This is a genomic window from Pseudomonas sp. W2I6, assembly GCF_030815935.1.
Lineage (GTDB): Bacteria > Pseudomonadota > Gammaproteobacteria > Pseudomonadales > Pseudomonadaceae > Aquipseudomonas.
The window spans coordinates 493832-509988 of sequence record NZ_JAUSXJ010000001.1; the positions used below are offsets into that span (position 1 = coordinate 493832).

The 16157-nt window shown below is 60.1% G+C and carries 11 protein-coding genes; 4 read left to right on the top strand and 7 right to left on the bottom strand.

The window, feature by feature from the left end:
• Positions 1–482: 482 nt before the first annotated feature.
• Positions 483–2660 (bottom strand): hypothetical protein, encoded by a 2178-nt coding sequence (locus QF039_RS02320; protein ID WP_023659116.1) that lies wholly within the window; start codon positions 2658–2660, stop codon positions 483–485.
• A 228-nt stretch (positions 2661–2888) separates the two neighbouring features.
• Positions 2889–5150, bottom strand: coding sequence for a bifunctional diguanylate cyclase/phosphodiesterase (locus QF039_RS02325; protein WP_008430421.1), 2262 nt, complete (start codon positions 5148–5150; stop codon positions 2889–2891).
• Positions 5151–5431: 281 nt separating this feature from the next.
• On the opposite strand from QF039_RS02325, the gene QF039_RS02330 reads away from it, so the two are divergent.
• Positions 5432–6778, top strand: a complete 1347-nt coding sequence (locus tag QF039_RS02330; RefSeq protein WP_003210907.1) for an MFS transporter — start codon at positions 5432–5434, stop codon at positions 6776–6778.
• A gap of 185 nt (positions 6779–6963) precedes the next feature.
• On the opposite strand, the gene rapA is transcribed toward QF039_RS02330, so the two are convergent.
• Positions 6964–9810: an RNA polymerase-associated protein RapA gene (gene rapA, locus QF039_RS02335; RefSeq protein ID WP_003210909.1), complete on the bottom strand. Its 2847-nt coding sequence runs from the start codon at positions 9808–9810 to the stop codon at positions 6964–6966.
• A 216-nt stretch (positions 9811–10026) separates the two neighbouring features.
• On the opposite strand from rapA, the gene QF039_RS02340 reads away from it, so the two are divergent.
• Positions 10027–10368 (top strand): hypothetical protein, encoded by a 342-nt coding sequence (locus tag QF039_RS02340; protein ID WP_008430424.1) that lies wholly within the window; start codon positions 10027–10029, stop codon positions 10366–10368.
• Here the strand turns inward: QF039_RS02340 and QF039_RS02345 are convergent.
• The 3 genes from QF039_RS02345 to QF039_RS02355 all read right to left on the bottom strand — a co-directional run bounded on the left by QF039_RS02345 (position 10365) and on the right by QF039_RS02355 (position 12989).
• Positions 10365–11561 (bottom strand): aminotransferase class V-fold PLP-dependent enzyme, encoded by a 1197-nt coding sequence (locus QF039_RS02345; RefSeq protein ID WP_371132488.1) that lies wholly within the window; start codon positions 11559–11561, stop codon positions 10365–10367. The genes QF039_RS02340 and QF039_RS02345 overlap by 4 nt on opposite strands.
• On the bottom strand, positions 11558–12028 hold the full coding sequence (locus QF039_RS02350) for a RidA family protein (protein WP_003210913.1): 471 nt from the start codon (positions 12026–12028) through the stop codon (positions 11558–11560). The genes QF039_RS02345 and QF039_RS02350 overlap by 4 nt, the downstream gene beginning before the upstream one ends.
• Positions 12029–12116: 88 nt before the next feature.
• Complete coding sequence (locus QF039_RS02355) at positions 12117–12989, bottom strand: LysR substrate-binding domain-containing protein (protein ID WP_102368259.1); 873 nt, start codon at positions 12987–12989, stop codon at positions 12117–12119.
• On the opposite strand from QF039_RS02355, the gene QF039_RS02360 reads away from it, so the two are divergent.
• Together QF039_RS02360 and ccoM are read left to right on the top strand one after the other, a co-directional pair.
• A complete protein-coding gene (locus tag QF039_RS02360; RefSeq protein ID WP_134325857.1) occupies positions 12976–13284 on the top strand; it encodes a hypothetical protein in 309 nt (102 codons plus the stop codon). The genes QF039_RS02355 and QF039_RS02360 overlap by 14 nt on opposite strands.
• Positions 13285–13427: 143 nt before the next feature.
• A complete protein-coding gene (gene ccoM / locus QF039_RS02365; protein WP_307516733.1) occupies positions 13428–13544 on the top strand; it encodes a cytochrome c oxidase subunit CcoM in 117 nt (38 codons plus the stop codon).
• Between the two features lie 961 nt (positions 13545–14505).
• Here ccoM and QF039_RS02370 read toward each other — a convergent pair.
• On the bottom strand, positions 14506–15981 hold the full coding sequence (locus QF039_RS02370; RefSeq protein ID WP_003219836.1) for an inorganic phosphate transporter: 1476 nt from the start codon (positions 15979–15981) through the stop codon (positions 14506–14508).
• Between the last annotated feature and the right edge of the window lie 176 nt (positions 15982–16157).

The window sequence follows — 16157 nt, forward strand, 5'->3', positions numbered from 1 at the left end:
TTAACGGGGCCCGCAGATCAAAAGCACGCAGCCTCGCTGGCGCTCGACAGCTGCTACGGGCGGGGTGGCGCTGCTTTTCTGTGGGAGCTGGCTTGCCTGCGATGGCATCACCTCGGTATGTCTGAAAGACCGAGTTGTCTGCATCGCAGGCAAGCCAGCTCCTACAGTGGAGCGGGCCCGCTTTAGCTTTTGATCTTGATCTTAGGCGCCCCGTTAAACCACGCTGGCCGAACGCAGGCTTTGGAGCGTGGGTAACCCGGCAGGACGCCGGGTTAGCCGTCCTGGGCCAGGGATGGCCCATGACGGCGGCCCACGCTCCAAAGCCGGAGTGAGGGCACACCGAGCCTAAGCGAGGTGCCGAGTGGTGGGGCAAGAGCGTTTTGCTTACTTTTGTGCTTTTCAAAAGTGAGCCGCTGTAAGAGCGGAACCAATATCAGCCCCAACCCAAATAACGGATATACACCCCACCTCAGCAACAAAGCCTACGCCGTCTTCCCGGTATGGTTATTCAGCGAAATAACCTTGGTCTTCCCAATCCTGTGACGATAAATCTCACGCAGGTACTTGATCGCCTTCTTCACACAATCCCGCGACAGACGAATATCGTTGATCGACACAAACTTGTCCTTGTCGTTGATCAACTCACGATACTTCTTCTCGTACATCGGCTTGATCGCATACCAGTTGGTATCCAGGATCTTCGCCGGGTTCTCGAACTCGTTGAGCAGCTCATCAATCCGGTCTTCATCAAAATCCTCATGGATGATGAAATCCAGGATCGAATTATCCAGGGTGTCATCAAACCGATACGGATTACGCGCAAAACAGCGCTTGATAAACGCCACGATCAACGTCAAAAAATCATCCGACAGGCATGGGCTTTTAGCGATCAAGGTCGTGAGCGACAAGTTGGCCGACGCCCCGATCACCAGCGCATACCGTTTGAGCGTCGTATTGGGAAACAGGCTGTTGAGGTGCGTCTTGAGCCGATTCAGGTCCATATAGGACAGCTTGTAATCCTTGGGCAACGACACAATCGACACCACCGACGAGCAGTTCTTGAAGAAGTGCAAGTCATGCAACGCCGCCGCGTCATAGCCGGAATTCTTGTACTGCTCCAGGGAGGCCTTGTACCGCTTGGACTCAATCGGCAACAGGCTGATGCCTTCGATCGCCTGGGTCACCTTGTTGAAGTGCGGCAGATCAATGGAACGGAAAAACAGGTCGTCGATGTTCAGCCGCTGCGGCTCTTTTTCGAACACCTTGAACTTGTCGCTCGAAGGCGCCGGCGTTTCCGGCACCACCGATTCGGCATAGGCAATCGCCACCGGGCCGGCCAGGCTCATGAACAGGTCGTTGGCATCCAGGCGGATGGTCTCGCCAATGTCGATCCCGGCGCGACGGAAATAGTTCTGGTCGTAGTCGGTCGTAACCGCCTGGGCCGTCAGAATGTTGAAGATCTGCTGCGAGATGTACTGGTTGGCGTGCTTTTCCATGGCATTGACATCAATGTTCTGGATGTTGCCGTCATCGCTTTCCTCGGCGTAACGCATGATGTCGTTGGAGATCAGCATCATCGCGTTCCACGGTCGGATACGGCCTTTCACGCTGGCTTCGCTGCTGTCTTCATTGTCGAAGTTGTACGAGAAGTCCCATTCTTCCGAAAGGTATTTGCACAACAGCCGCCCGGCGTTGATGTGCAGCGCCTCGGACATTTCGCTGCGGTGATCGGAGATGTTCGGCAGCACACAAATCCCGCTGGTGAAGATCGGCTCGAACACGAAGGCGTGACCGCTTTTGCTGTCATGTTCATCGGCGGGCTTGGTGTCGAACGTCTTGTTCATGTACGAGTGCTGCTGGGCCAGGCCGAACTCCGAGGCCATGCCTGAACCGGTACCGCCGCCGGCACTGAAGATCGAGAAGTACAGGCGCGACTGGTTGGCCTTGATGCCGCAGGAGTCGATCAGGTACGAGTGGATCATCTTCCAGTCGGGGCTGGAGAAGCGCTGGGTGTCTTTGTTGAGGATAATCTTGGCCAGGTACTGGCCGAGGATCGGCGCGTTACCGGCGCCGCCGGCATGGACTTCCGAGAGGTCCATGATTTTCATCTTGCTGTAGTCCCGCAGGAAACCGCTTTTCTCACCCTTGCGCGAGAAACGGATGCGCCCGGCAATGTCCTTGTCCAGGTCGCCCAGCATCACCAGCGGCTCGACCAGGAACACCGGTTTGGTGCCCTTGTTCGAACCCAGGCGCAGGTTGTTGCGAATCCACTGGGCGGGGCGGTAGCCCTTGTCGGTGGATTTGTCTTCGTTGCTGAATTCGTTGAGGTAGAACTTGCGGGCGTTGTACACCAGCTCTGCCACATCCAGGGCAATGTTGGAGCCACAGCGGCCCAGGCCGATCAGGCACACCGAGGGGAATTCCTGCTCATTGCGCAATTCACCGTCGACTTCCAGGTGCGGTGCGCGCGGGAACACCATGTCGCGCAGGCCGTCGAGGTTGTCGAGGATGCGGTCGGTGTTGGTTTCGGTGAAGTACAGGTACTGCTGGGTGGCCAGTGGGCGGGCGGTGCTCAATGACTTTGAACCTGAGGGTTTTTCCGCAGGGGCTGTCAGCAACACGTCGGATACCGCAGTGGCAGAGTTATTTTTAGAAGTCATTGTGCGCCATGTGCCTGGACGGATGACTGAGTAAGTATCAAATAGCCATCACAGAATGAGAGATCGCGACTTTACAGTGCGTCCGGGTCTTGGGCGATAGGGTTTAACCCTAGGGTTTTAAGGGGAAAGCCTGGCCGGACTCTGATGAATCGGCCGTTCGTCGGAGTTCTTTAGTGAAATGATGGCGATTTGCCAAATATGTGGGAGCGAGCAAGCCCGCCCCCATATTCAGCGAATTGGCCGGACGATGGACGCCGGGCCCGCACGACCCGAAGGCGGGTCTTTCGGCGCGGGGTCACCCCCCGTCAGGCCCAGCAGGCTGAACATGTTGTTCTGGTCCAGGCTGTTGATCACCGCGCTGATATCACTCAACGGCACCGCAGCGCTGAGCAGGTAACCCTGAACAAAATCACAGCCGTGTTTTTGCACCACTTCAAATTGTTGCAGGGTTTCCACGCCCTCGGTCACCACCTGCAGGTGCAGGGTGTGGGCCATGCCGATAATGGCCTGGACGATCTCGATGTCGGCGTTCGACTTGGGGATATCCTGGATAAATGAACGGTCGATTTTCAAGGTGTTCAACGGCAGGCGCTTAAGGTAGGCGAGGGACGAGTAGCCGGTGCCGAAGTCGTCGATGGACAGCGACACGCCCAGGGCGCGGATTTGCCGCAGCAATGCCAGGGTGCTGCTGATATTGCCCATCAGCGCGTTCTCGGTTACTTCCAGTTCCAGGCGATTGGCCGCGATCCCGCCGAAGCGCAGGGCGTTTTCGATCTCATCGGCCAACTCGTCACGCGTCAGGTTGAGGGCCGAGCAGTTCACGGCCATGACCAATTCAGTGTGGCCTTGCTCCGACAGCAGGCTCAGGTCGTGGCAGGCCTGGCGCAGTACCCAGTGATCCAGTTCGGCAATCAGCCCGTTGCTTTCGGCAATGCCGATGAACCGGTCCGGGGTCAGCAGGCCATGTTGGGGGTGTTGCCAGCGCACCAGGGCTTCGAGGCGCGTGACCCTGCCTTTTTTCAGGTCAAGTATCGGTTGGTAAAACAGCACCAACTCGTTCTTGCCCCGCAGTGCGGCGCGCAGTTCCTCTTCCAGTTGCAGTTCCAGGAAGGCCCGGGTTTTCAGGTTGGAGCTGAAGAAGTTCAGGCTATTACGCCCGGCATCCTTGGACTGATACAGCGCCAGGTCAGCGGTCTTCAGCAGCTCTTCGCTGGTTTTGCCGTCTTCGGGAAACAGGCTGATGCCGATGCTGGTGGTCATCACCATGCGCCGGCCGGCCAGTTCGATGGGGTCTTTCATTTTCTGCATGATGCGCTGGGCCATGTGCCGCGCTTCATCGCGATGATGGATGCTGATCAGGATGCAGAATTCGTCACCACCAAATCGCGCGACCACGTCGTCATGGCTGCGCACCGAGCTTTTGATATGGCCGGCCAGCACCGTCAGCAGTTCGTCGCCGGCGTCATGGCCGAGGCTGTCGTTGATGCGCTTGAAGTGGTCGATATCCAGGAAGATCACCGCCAGCATGCCGTCGGTGGCGGTTTTTTCGGCGAGTTTCTCGGCGAAGATCTGGTTGAAACCACGGCGGTTGAGCAGGGTGGTCAGGGCATCGTAATGCGCCACCTGTTGCAGCGAGGCGCGGGCCTGGTCCAGTTCGGTGAGCAGGGCGTTGACCCGGCGCAGGTCGGTTTCCTTGTGTTGCAGCTTCTTGTCCGCGAGGGCAGCACTGATGCTGCTGCCAATCACCAGCAGGGCGATGACCGCCACCAGCAGCCCCAGTTGGACCGGGTTGTTGTCCACCGGCAGTGCCGACTGTACGAGGTCTTCGGGTACCAGCAGCTGCATGGCCGCCATGCCGGTGAAGTGCATGCTGATAATGCCCGCGCCAAGCACCAGGCTGGCCGCGTACTTGAGCAATTGATGGAACATGCCGGTGCCGTTGCGCAGGTACAGCGACAGCAGCAACGCCGCCAGGCTGGCGCCGATCGCGATCAACACAGAGGCGAGGAACAAGCCAGTCTCGAAATACACGCCCGCCTCGGAGCGCATGGCCGACATGCCCACGTAGTGCATCAGCGCAATACCCAGCCCCATCCACACCGACGCCAGCACATATTGGTGGGCTCGCAGCCTTGGATGACTGAGGGTTTGCATGGCGAACAGCGCCGCGATCAGGGCGATCAGCAGCGAGGCGAACGTCATGATCAATTCGTAGTGAATCGCGATAGGCGCCTGGAAGGCCAGCATGCTGATGAAGTGGGTCGACCAGATGCCGCCTGCCAGGCAGCCCGCGCCTACCCAGCGCCAGTGCCGTTGAGCCTTGGGGTTGTCGACATGGCCGACCCGCTCGGCCATGTCCAGGGTGCCGAAGCCCGCTGCACACGCCACTACATACGCCAGTAGCACCAGAAAGGGGTTATGACTGCAATTGAGTAATAAGTGCCCACTGTCCGGAAGGTCGGTAAAAAAATGCAAACCAAGCCATTCCATAGCATGTCCCGTCACAGAGTTTTAGTCTGACTGCGTCTTTCAGTATAGAGAGCGTGAGCGAGTTACAAGGATTGATGGCAGATTGCTTCTAATTATTTGGCGATGATTTTATAAACAACTAGAACCAAATGATTAGGGATGACCGCCCGGGTCGCCCGATGGAGTGACATCAGACTTACGAATCATTACAGACAATCCCCACGAGGCTGACTAGATTGCAGGTTCCGGGCTCAGGATGCGTCTGGCATCGCGGCTCACATAACAATAAAAGAGACGGACCCATGCAGAACTCGACCCAAGCGGCGAATGCCTGGCGCATTCTGTTCCTGCTGTTCCTGGCCAACCTGTTCAACTTTTTCGACCGCACCATTCCCGCGATCATCATCGAGCCGATCCGCATGGAGTGGCACCTCAGCGACTTCCAGCTCGGGATCATCGGTACCGCGTTCACCATTGTTTATGCAATTGCCGGCTTGCCGCTGGGGCGCCTGGCCGATACCGGCTCGCGCAGCAAACTCATGGGCTGGGGCCTGGCGGCGTGGAGTGGCCTGACAGCGGTCAATGGTCTGGTGGGCAGCTTCTGGACCTTTTTGCTGGTGCGCATGGGCATCGGCATCGGCGAGGCCAGTTATGCGCCGGCGGCAAACTCGCTGATCGGTGACCTGTTTCCGGCCCACCGCCGTGCCCGGGCCATGGGAATCTTCATGCTGGGCCTGCCCTTGGGCCTGTTGCTGGCCTTCTTCACCATTGGTGCGATGGTCAAGGCGTTCGACAGCTGGCGTGCGCCGTTCTTTATTGCCGCGGTGCCGGGGCTGATCCTTGCGGTGTTCATGTTCTACATCAAGGAACCCAAGCGCGGCGCGGCGGAAGCCGTGCAAGTCTCCCAGGAGAAAGTCGACCGGCCGATTCGCCGGGTGCTGGCGGTGCCGACATTCCTCTGGCTGGTGCTGGCCGGGTTGTGCTTTAACTTCGCCACCTATGCCTGCAACTCGTTCCTGGTGCCGATGCTGCAGCGCTATTTCCTGCTGCCGTTGCAGGATGCGGCAGTCGCCACCGGTGTCATCGTCGGTATTACCGGCCTGGTGGGCCTGACCCTGGGCGGCTGGATTGCCGACAAGATCCATCAACGCATTGCTAACGGCCGGCTGCTGTTCGCGGCGTGCAGTTTGATTATCTCTACAGTGACCACTGCCTGGGCGTTGCACGCGGGGCGGATCGAGATTGGTGTGTTTGTGGCGCTGTTCAGTGTCGGCTGGCTGTTTGCCTATAACTTCTACACCTGCGTGTACACGGCGATCCAGGACGTGGTCGAGCCGCGCCTGAGGGCGACGGCGATGGCATTGTTCTTCGCCGGCTTGTATTTGCTGGGCGGGGGCATGGGGCCGATTGTGGTGGGCGGGTTGTCGGATCATTTTGCCCATTCGGCGATGTATGCCGACGGTGCCCAGCAGATGACCGAGGCTTACAAGGCGGTGGGACTGCATGACGCCATGTACCTGATTCCGGTGGCGCTGTTTTTGACCATGCTGTTTCTGTTCCAGGCGTCCCGCAGTTTTGTGCGCGATGCCCAGCGGATGAAGGATGGGTTGGGGGTGGTGGAGGTGCCGGCCAGGGCGGTTACTGCCTGAGACCGAGGTGACGCCTTCGCGAGCAAGCCCGCTCCCACATTAGACCGCATTCTCAAGATGGAACTCGGTCAAATGTGGGAGCGGGCTTGCTCGCGAAGAGGCCATCAATAACAACGATGTCTCAAGTGAATAAAAAAGGCCCGCATTGCGCGGGCCTTTTTGTTTGGCAGGGTAGGGCGGCGAAGTTAGCCCGCGACCAACACCCGAATCGCTTCCAGTCGCAGCGCCGCCTTGTCGAGCATGGCCAGGCCTTGCTCGCGCTGTTGGCGCAGGGCAACCAGTTCGCTGTCGCGCACGGTCGGGTTGACCGCTTGCAACGCGGTCAGGCGCGCCAGTTCTTCGTCGGTATCCGCCGCCAGGCGCCGTTGAGCCTCGGCCACACGCTCGGCGTGACGCGGGGCGATCTTCTCTTCACCGGCGTTGATCCGCGGCGTCAGCTGGTCGCGCTGGGCCTGCACGAACTTGTTGGCGCTGGCCCGCGGCACGCTTTCCAACTGGTCATTCAAGGTCAGGAACGACACGCGGCCCGACAGGTCATTGCCATTGGCATCCAGCAGGCAACGCAGTGCCGCCGGTGGCAGGTAACGGCCCAACTGCAGCGAACGCGGAGCAACCACTTCGCTGACGTAGAGCAGTTCCAGCAACACGGTGCCCGGCTTGAGCGCCTTGTTCTTGATCAGCGCCACGGCGGTGTTGCCCATGGAACCGGACAGCACCAGGTCCATGCCGCCCTGCACCATCGGGTGTTCCCAGGTAATGAACTGCATGTCTTCGCGCGACAGCGCCTGGTTGCGGTCGTAGGTGATGGTCACACCTTCGTCGTCGCCCAGGGGGAAGCTGGCGTCGAGCATTTTTTCGCTGGGTTTGAGGATCAGCGCGTTTTCCGAATGGTCTTCGCTGTCGATGCCAAAGGCGTCGAACAGGGTTTCCATGTAGATCGGCAGGGTGAACTGGTCGTCTTGCTCAAGGATCGCTTCCACCAGCGCATCACCTTCGCCAGCGCCGCCGGAGTTGAGCTCCAGCAAACGGTCGCGGCCGGTGTGCAGTTCGGCTTCGAGGCGCTCGCGCTCGGCACGGGCTTCGTCGATCAGCCCCTGCCACTCGCCGTCGTCGGCGTTTTCCAGCAGCGGCAGCAGGCGCGGGCCGAACTGGTGCTGCAAGGCGTTGCCGGTCGGGCAGGTGTTGAGGAACGCGTTCAGCGCCTCGTGGTACCACTGGAACAGGCGCTCTTGCGGGCTGGTTTCCAGGTACGGCACGTGCAGTTCGATCACATGTTTCTGGCCGATCCGGTCCAGACGGCCGATCCGCTGTTCCAGCAAGTCCGGGTGGGACGGCAGGTCGAACAGCACCAGGTGGTGGGAGAACTGGAAGTTGCGGCCTTCACTGCCGATTTCCGAGCAGATCAGCACCTGGGCGCCGAATTCTTCGTCCGCAAAGTAGGCGGCAGCGCGGTCACGCTCGAGGATGTTCATGCCCTCGTGGAACACCGTGGCCGGGATGCCGGAGCGCACGCGCAGGGCGTCTTCCAGGTCCATGGCGGTTTCGGCGTGGGCGCAGATCACCAGGACTTTGGTGCGCTTGAGCATCTTCAGCTGGTCGATCAGCCACTCCACGCGCGGGTCGAAACGCCACCAGCGTTGTTCTTCATCCACATCCGGCTGCGACTGGAAGCTGACTTCCGGGTACAGCTCGGCGTGCTCGCCCAGGGGCAGTTCGAGGTATTCGTCCGGGCACGGCAGCGGGTAGGCGTGCAGCTTGCGCTCCGGGAAACCTTGCACCGCGGCGCGGGTGTTGCGGAACAGCACACGGCCGGTGCCGTGGCGGTCCAGCAGTTCGCGGACCAGGCGGGCACTGGCTTCGGCGTCGCCATCGTTGACGGCGGTCAGCAGCGCTTCGCCTTCGTCGCCGAGGAAGCCCTGGATGGTCTTGTGGGCGGCGGGCGAGAGACGGCCCTTGTCCAGCAGCTCCTGGACGGCTTCGGCCACCGGGCGATAGTTTTCGCTCTCGGCGCGAAAGGCGTGCAGGTCGTGGAAACGGTTCGGGTCCAGCAGGCGCAGGCGCGCGAAGTGGCTGTCCTGGCCCAGTTGCTCAGGGGTTGCAGTGAGCAGCAGCACGCCCGGAATCACTTCGGCCAGTTGTTCCACCAGCGAATACTCGGGGCTGGCTTTTTCTTCGTGCCAGACCAGGTGGTGCGCCTCGTCGACCACCAGCAGGTCCCAGCCGGCCGCGAACAGCGCGTCCTGGGCCTTCTCGTCGTCCACCAGCCATTCCAGGGCCACCAGCGCGAGCTGGGTGTCTTCGAACGGGTTGGTGGCATCGCTTTCGATAAAGCGCTCTTCGTCGAACAGTGCGACCTGCAGGTTAAAGCGGCGGCGCATTTCCACCAGCCACTGGTGCTGGAGGTTTTCCGGCACCAGGATCAACACGCGGTTGGCGCGACCCGACAGCAACTGGCGATGGATCACCAGGCCGGCTTCGATGGTCTTGCCCAGGCCCACTTCGTCCGCCAGCAGAACCCGCGGCGCGATACGGTCGGCGACTTCACGGGCGATGTGCAGTTGGTGCGCGATCGGTTGCGCACGCACGCCGCCCAGGCCCCAGAGCGAGGACTGCAACTGGCGGCTGGTGTGTTCCAGGGTGTGGTAGCGCAGGGAGAACCAGGGCAGCGGGTCGATCTGGCCGGCGAACAGACGGTCGCTGGCCAGGCGGAACTGGATGAAGTTCGAGAGCTGGGTTTCCGGCAGGGTGACCTGCTCGTTCTGCCCATTGAGGCCGTGGTAGACCAGCAGGCCGTCGACGTCGTCGACTTCTTGCACGGTCATTTTCCAGCCTTCGAAATGGGTGATGGTGTCACCCGGCGAAAACCTCACGCGAGTGAGGGGCGCATTCCGTAGCGCATACTGGCGAGTGTCGCCAGTGGCCGGATAGAGCACGGTTAACAAGCGGCCGTCCTGTGCCAGAACGGTGCCTAACCCCAGCTCTGCTTCGCTGTCACTAATCCAGCGTTGCCCCGGTTGATACTGCTGCGCCATGCTGCCTGACTCCCGCCGTGAAAAAGCCGACTATTCTAACGGAACACGGCTTCCAGACCAAAAGGAATAGGTGCAGCTTCGAGCTTTAAGCTACAAGCGGCAAGAAAAAGGGCGGTATCTTCGTCGGATAGATGACGATTGGTTCACAAGTTGGCGGCTTGACGCTCAAGTCGTCACCCACGCAGCCGACAGTCTGCTGAACAGGAGACTAATAATATGCTGCCACCCATGCTGCCCTTGAGTGTTGTGCCGGTCACGTCGCAGCTTGACCCGGTGCGCCAGAAGCCGGATATCCCGCCCGTGGCGCCGGTTCAGCCAGGCTCCAACGAAAGTACCATCGACCTGCAAAAGCGCGATCCCGAGGAAGCGGCTTTGCTGCTGCGCGAGGAGCAACGTCGCCAGCAGGAACAGCAAAAGCGTCGCCGCGAAGCCGATGAAGACTCGCAGGAGCACCTGGCTGTTCCCGGTGACGAACTCAACGCCGACAACACCGTGCCGGTGGTGCCGTTGATTGAAGACGCACCACGGCAAGGTTTGTGGGTGGACGTCGAGGTTTAATCCCGCAGTTCGCGCAGGGCGGCGATCAGTTGCTCGATGTCTTGCGCCGTATTGAGGTAGCTCACGGAGATTCGCGCCACGCTGTCCAGCTCGCGGGCCTGCATGTCCAGTGGAGTGTAGGGCACGCCATTGGCACCGATATTGATCCGCTTGAGGCCCAGGCGGCGCTTGAGCTCGAAGGCGTCCCAGCCGGCCAGGTTGAACGCGATCAGGCCGGACTGGTTTGCGCTGGTTCCCAGGTCATGCAAGGTAATCCCGTCGATTCGGCGCAATTGTTCACGGATTGTGTCGCTTAACAGCCGGACCGTCTCGCGGACCCGCTCGACCCCCAATCGATTGACCTCCAGCAACGCATTGCCCAGGCCTGCCAGCAAGGCGAACGACACTTCGCTGGTTTCAAAGCGCCGGGCGTCGTTGCGCAAGTCAAATCCCGCAGGGCTCCAGGGCGCCGAAAACACATCGCGTTGGGCCGGGTTCAAGCGCTCGAGAAAATCCGGCCGCACATAGAGCAGGGCGGTCCCGCGTGGGCCGCGCAGATGCTTGCGCCCGGCGCCCTTGAGCACATCGCAGTGCAGCGCTTGCACATCCACCGGCACCTGGCCGATGGCTTGCCCGGCGTCGATGAAATAGGCAATGCCATGACGCCTGGCCAACGCGCCGATGGCCTCGGCCGGGTTGATCAAGCCGCTGTTGGCGGGGAGCCAGGTCAGGTCGATCAGCCGCACCCGGGCGTCGAGCATGGCTTCCAGCCCGGCGACGGAGACCGCGCCGGTTTCATCGCAGGGGATCACTTCTACTTGCGCACCCGATTGCACGGCCGTTTGCATGCTCGCCAGGTTGCCGCCCCATTCGTGGCGGCCCACCAGAATGCGGTCGCCTGGCTGCCACGGGCCGAGCGCCTGGAACGCCATGCTCCAGGCGGTCGAGCCACTGCTGGCGAAGGCAATCGATGACACGGGCGCATTGAGCAGTTGCGCGGCGGCGCGACGGGCTTTTTCTGTCAGCAGTGCACCGTGTTCGCCGGCCTCCATCGGGCCGTCGCGGGCTTCGCGCTGCAACTGGTCAATGATTGCATCAAGCGTCCCTTGGCTGGGCAGGGAGGCCCCTGCGTGGTTGAAGTGAACGATGCCGGACTGGCAGCCCGGCGTTTCGTCCCGCAGCTCCCGGACCTCGGTCAGGGACAGCGCAGTCACGGCTGCAACTCGAAAATCGCGTCGATCTCCACGGCTACGCCGCCCGGCAAGCTGGCGACGCCCACGGCCGTACGGGCATGCCGGCCTTTGTCGCCGAGGGCGTTGACCAGCAAGTTCGAAGCGCCATTGGCGACTGCACCCTGGCGCTGGAAATCACCGCTGCTGGCGATAAATACGCCCAACCGAATGATGCGCACCAGTCGCGACAGGTCATCGCCCAGGGCATCGCTTAATTGTGCCAGCAGGCCCAGCGCCGCGAGTTCGGCGGCCTTGGCGCCTTCGTCTTCGCTGATGGATTCGCCGAGTCTTCCGATGTAAGTGGGTTTGCCGTCCAGCAGCGGGATTTGGCCGGAGATGAACAGCTGGTTCTGGCTGATCACGTAATTCACGTAGTTGGCAATCGGCTGGCTGGGTGTCGGCAGGCTCAGGCCGAGGGCTTGTACGCGTTGCGAGATGGAGTGGCTCATGATGAATCCTCTTGGAAAGAGTCTTCAGCATGGGCGGGGCGATTTTCGCCGACAAACGGATAGATTTAACTCGACGTATCGAAATAACTCATGCGTCAGCGCAGATTTCCCTGAGCCATTCACTGAAACAAGCGGCCGCCGTGCTGGTTTCGCCATGCGGGGCAATCAGCCAGTAACCGATCTCGCTTTGATAGGGCGGCCAGTCGAAGGCCTCCACCAATGTGCCCTCCTTGAGCCTGCGTTCGATCAGGCGGTGGCGGCCCATCGCGATGCCCTGGCCGGCGACGGCGGCTTCGACCACGATGTTGTAGTCGTGCAGCAGCGCCTTGGGGTAGTGCTCCACATCCACCTGATAATGCCGGGACCAGTCGGTCCACTCGAAAGGGCGGTGCGAGGTGGCCATCAGCAGCGGGCCATTGGCCAGTTGGCTGGCCTTGAACGCCGGGCTGCAGACGGGTGACAGTGTTTCGCTCATCAGGCGCGTGGCCTGTACGTCGGTCCAGTCGCCCTTGCCGTAGCGAATCGCCAGGTCGACCTCGGCGGCGGCGACATCTGCCAGCTGAATCGCCGGCACCAACTCCACCTGGATGTGTGGGTAGCGGCTGAGAAACCCCGCCAGGCGCGGTGCCAGCCACAAAGTGGCGAACGAGGCGAGCAGGCCGACGCGCAGTACGCTGGTGGCGGGCGGTGTTTGCTGCTGCCGGGTGGCGGCGGCGATGGTGTCGAGGGCGGGGCGGATCTGGTCGTAGTAGTGTTGGCCGTCTTCGGTCAGATCGATGGCGCGGGTGCGTCGGATAAACAGCGGTTTGCCCAGGTGCTGTTCGAGTTTCTGCACTTGATGGCTGAGGGCGCTTTGGGTCACTGACAGCTCGGCGGCGGCCTTGATAAAACTCAAATGCCGGGCCACGGCCTCAAAGGCGCGCAGGGCCAGGAGTGGAGGAAGGTCCTTGTGCAGTGCCACGTCGAACGCTCTGTGTGAGGGGTGGGATGGGGGGATTTTGCGGGCAAATGCGCGGGATGACATCGATTTTGTTTACGCGGGATTGGCGCAGGACGCATTATTGGGGCATCCAAGCCATTACGTAAGCCAAGCCATGAGTGACGATGACAAGCTGATTGACCTGAATGCCGAACGGGCCAAACGTGTTCATGATCTGAATGACAAGCGACTGAATGAAGTGCGCCAGGCGTTTGAACAGGCGATGCCGTTGGGGAAGCCCAAGAAAAAGCCGAAAAGCAAACCGAAAAAGCGTTGATATAGCCTGCATCGTTTGATGCAGGTCAGTTATTTCCCTTCTTTACGCTCCGTCGCGGGCGACATTGATCCTCGTCAATTTCTTCTTTCGTCTTCTTGGTTAACTTAGCCCTATCGCAACAGGGCAAGTGCAGGAGGCCGGTCATGTTTTTCGATAATGTGGTGTTTGCCGGAGTGCTGACGGTTGGCCTCATGGTGATGTTCTTTGTAGGGGTTGGAATTTTTATCTGGAAAGACGCTAATAAGCGTAAGAGGCCTTAGGTCTTTTCGGATACATGAGCACGCAAGGCATTTTGGGCGACTTCGGTTGCCTTTTTTTTGTTTTGGATTTTTTGATTTGTGTACATATCCGTTGCTGCGGTAACGGCCACTTATGGTTCCGCTCTTACAGCGGGTCACTTTTTTACAAACGCCTAAAAAAGTAACCAAAAAACGCTTTGCCCCACCACTCGGTGCCTCGCCTAGGCTCGGCATGCCCGCACTCCGGCACGGCTCCGCGGGCCGCCGCGACGGGCCATCCATGGCCCGGCGCGGCTAAATCGGCTTCCCTGCCGATTTACCCGCTCCACCGTGCCTACTTGCGGCCATCGTGGTTGACGGGGCCCGCAGATCAAAATCAAGAGCAGATCAAGATCAAAAGCACGCAGCCTCGCTGGCGCTCGACAGCTGCTTCGGGCGGGGTGGCTCTGCTTTTCTGTAGGAGCTGGCTTGCCGGCGATGCAGACACCTCGGTGCATCAGGTACACCCAGTTGATGCCATCGCAGGCAAGCCAGCTCCTACAGTGGACCGTGCCCGCTTTAGTTTTTGATTTGGCTTTTAAACACTCAAGCCGGCCGGTAGGCCGCTGTGCTGTTGATCTGCTTTTGATCTTGATCTTAGGCGCCCCGTTAAACCACGCTGGCCGAACGCAGGCTTTGGAGCGTGGGTAACCTGGCAGGACGCCAGGTTAGCCGTCCTGGGCCAAGGATGGCCCATGACGGCGGCCCACGGTCCAAAGCCGGAGTGAGGGCACACCGAGCCTGGGCGAGGTGCCGAGTGGTGGGGCAAGAGCGTTTTGCTTACTTTTGACTGGGCCGGCATTCCGGCTGTTCAAAAGTGAGCCGCTGTAAGAGCGGAACCATAAGTGGCCGTTACCTAAATAACGGATATACACCCAAACCCCAGCCATAAAAAAAGGCACGACCCTCACAGGTCGCACCTTCTTCACAAGCCCAAGAGCTGTCAGCTACCCAAAGCCTTGGAAGCCAACCAGAACAACCCGGCCGAAAGGCCCACAGTCGCCGGCAGCGTCAACACCCAAGCCATCAGAATGGTCTTGACGGTGCCACCTTGCAGCCCGCTCTTGTTAGCCACCATGGTCCCGGCCACACCCGAAGACAACACATGGGTCGTGGAAACCGGCAAGCTGAAGATATTGGCCAAGCCAATCATGCTGGCCGTGGTGATCTGCGCCGACATACCCTGGGCATACGTCATGCCCTGCTTGCCGATCTTCTCACCAATGGTCAGCACCACACGCTTCCAGCCCACCATGGTGCCCAGGCCCAAGGCCAGTGCCACCGCCAGGATCACCCAGAACGGCGCGTACTCGGTGGTCGCGGTCAGGTCCTTGCGCAACTTGTCCAGGTCCGACTTCTCACGCGCATCCAGGCCTGGCAACTTGCCCACCTTCTTCGCGGTGTCATCCAGGCACAACAGATAACGACGCACTTCAATCCGGTGCTCGGCGGTCAACGAATGGTAGTCAGAGACACCTTTCAAGGTCCCCAGCAGGGCGTTGATCGTCGGTTCAGTCTGCTGCGGATTGCACTGGAACTTGCCCGGCAAATCGTCTTTCACGCTTTTGCCCAGGGCCAGGAACTCACCGAGGGTTTCTTGATTGCGCTGGTAGAACTGATTCAAGTGCAGCGTGGCGTCGCGGGTGCGCTCGATCTGGTAAGTGGTGCTGCCCAGGTCCAGTACGAACTGCGCCGGCACGATACCGATCAGTACCAGCATGATCAGGCCAATACCTTTCTGCCCGTCGTTGGAGCCGTGCACGAAGCTCACGGCCATCGCCGAAATCACCAGGACCAGGCGGTTCCAGAACGGCGGGTGCTTCTTGTCGTCGAGCTTGCGGCGCTGATCCGGTGTCTTGTGCATCTTCGACAGCGGGCGCCACCATTTCAGGCCCAGCAGCACCAGGGCGGCAACCACGAAACCAGCCATCGGCGAGAACACCAGCGAAGCGCCGATATCGATCGCTTTCTGCCAGTTGACGCCGTCAGCCAGGGGAATGTCGTTGATCAGGGCGTTGGCCAGGCCGACACCGAGGATCGAACCGATCAGGGTGTGGGAGCTGGATGCCGGGATCCCGAAATACCAGGTGCCGAGGTTCCAGGTGATCGCCGCTGCCAATAATGAGAAGACCATGGCCAGACCATGGCCGGTGTTCACATTGATCAGCAACTCCACCGGCAGCAGGTGCACGATGGCATACGCAACACCGACCCCACCGAGCAACACGCCGAGGAAGTTGAACACCCCGGAGAAGAACACGGCCAGATGCGGAGGCATGGCTTTGGTATAGATGACTGTGGCAACCGCGTTAGCGGTGTCATGAAAGCCATTGATGAACTCGAAGGCGAGGACAAAGGCCAGGGCGAGCAACAGGCTCACTAGAACCCAAGCATCCAGTCCGCTGAATAAATCGATCATGAAGGTTTTCTGACCCGGTCGTAAGGGGGCGCGATTATGCCAGAAAACATCGGTAATCAATGCACTAGCTGCTCATCGGTAACATTCTTCAACGAAAAAAAATGGGGGGGAGGCGTGCATCCCGGTGTTTTCGGGGCTTTGGCAAGTGATTGATTTATATGGAGGATCCATCAAAT

Bases quoted from the DNA above. Each gene is read 5' to 3' on its own strand.
- QF039_RS02320 (WP_023659116.1), bottom strand. From the start codon at position 2,660: ATGACTTCTAAAAATAACTCTGCCACTGCGGTATCCGACGTGTTGCTG.
- QF039_RS02325 (WP_008430421.1), bottom strand. From the start codon at position 5,150: ATGGAATGGCTTGGTTTGCATTTTTTTACCGACCTTCCGGACAGTGGG.
- QF039_RS02330 (WP_003210907.1), top strand. From the start codon at position 5,432: ATGCAGAACTCGACCCAAGCGGCGAATGCCTGGCGCATTCTGTTCCTG.
- rapA (WP_003210909.1), bottom strand. From the start codon at position 9,810: ATGGCGCAGCAGTATCAACCGGGGCAACGCTGGATTAGTGACAGCGAA.
- QF039_RS02340 (WP_008430424.1), top strand. From the start codon at position 10,027: ATGCTGCCACCCATGCTGCCCTTGAGTGTTGTGCCGGTCACGTCGCAG.
- QF039_RS02350 (WP_003210913.1), bottom strand. From the start codon at position 12,028: ATGAGCCACTCCATCTCGCAACGCGTACAAGCCCTCGGCCTGAGCCTG.
- ccoM (WP_307516733.1), top strand. From the start codon at position 13,428: ATGTTTTTCGATAATGTGGTGTTTGCCGGAGTGCTGACGGTTGGCCTC.
- QF039_RS02370 (WP_003219836.1), bottom strand. From the start codon at position 15,981: ATGATCGATTTATTCAGCGGACTGGATGCTTGGGTTCTAGTGAGCCTG.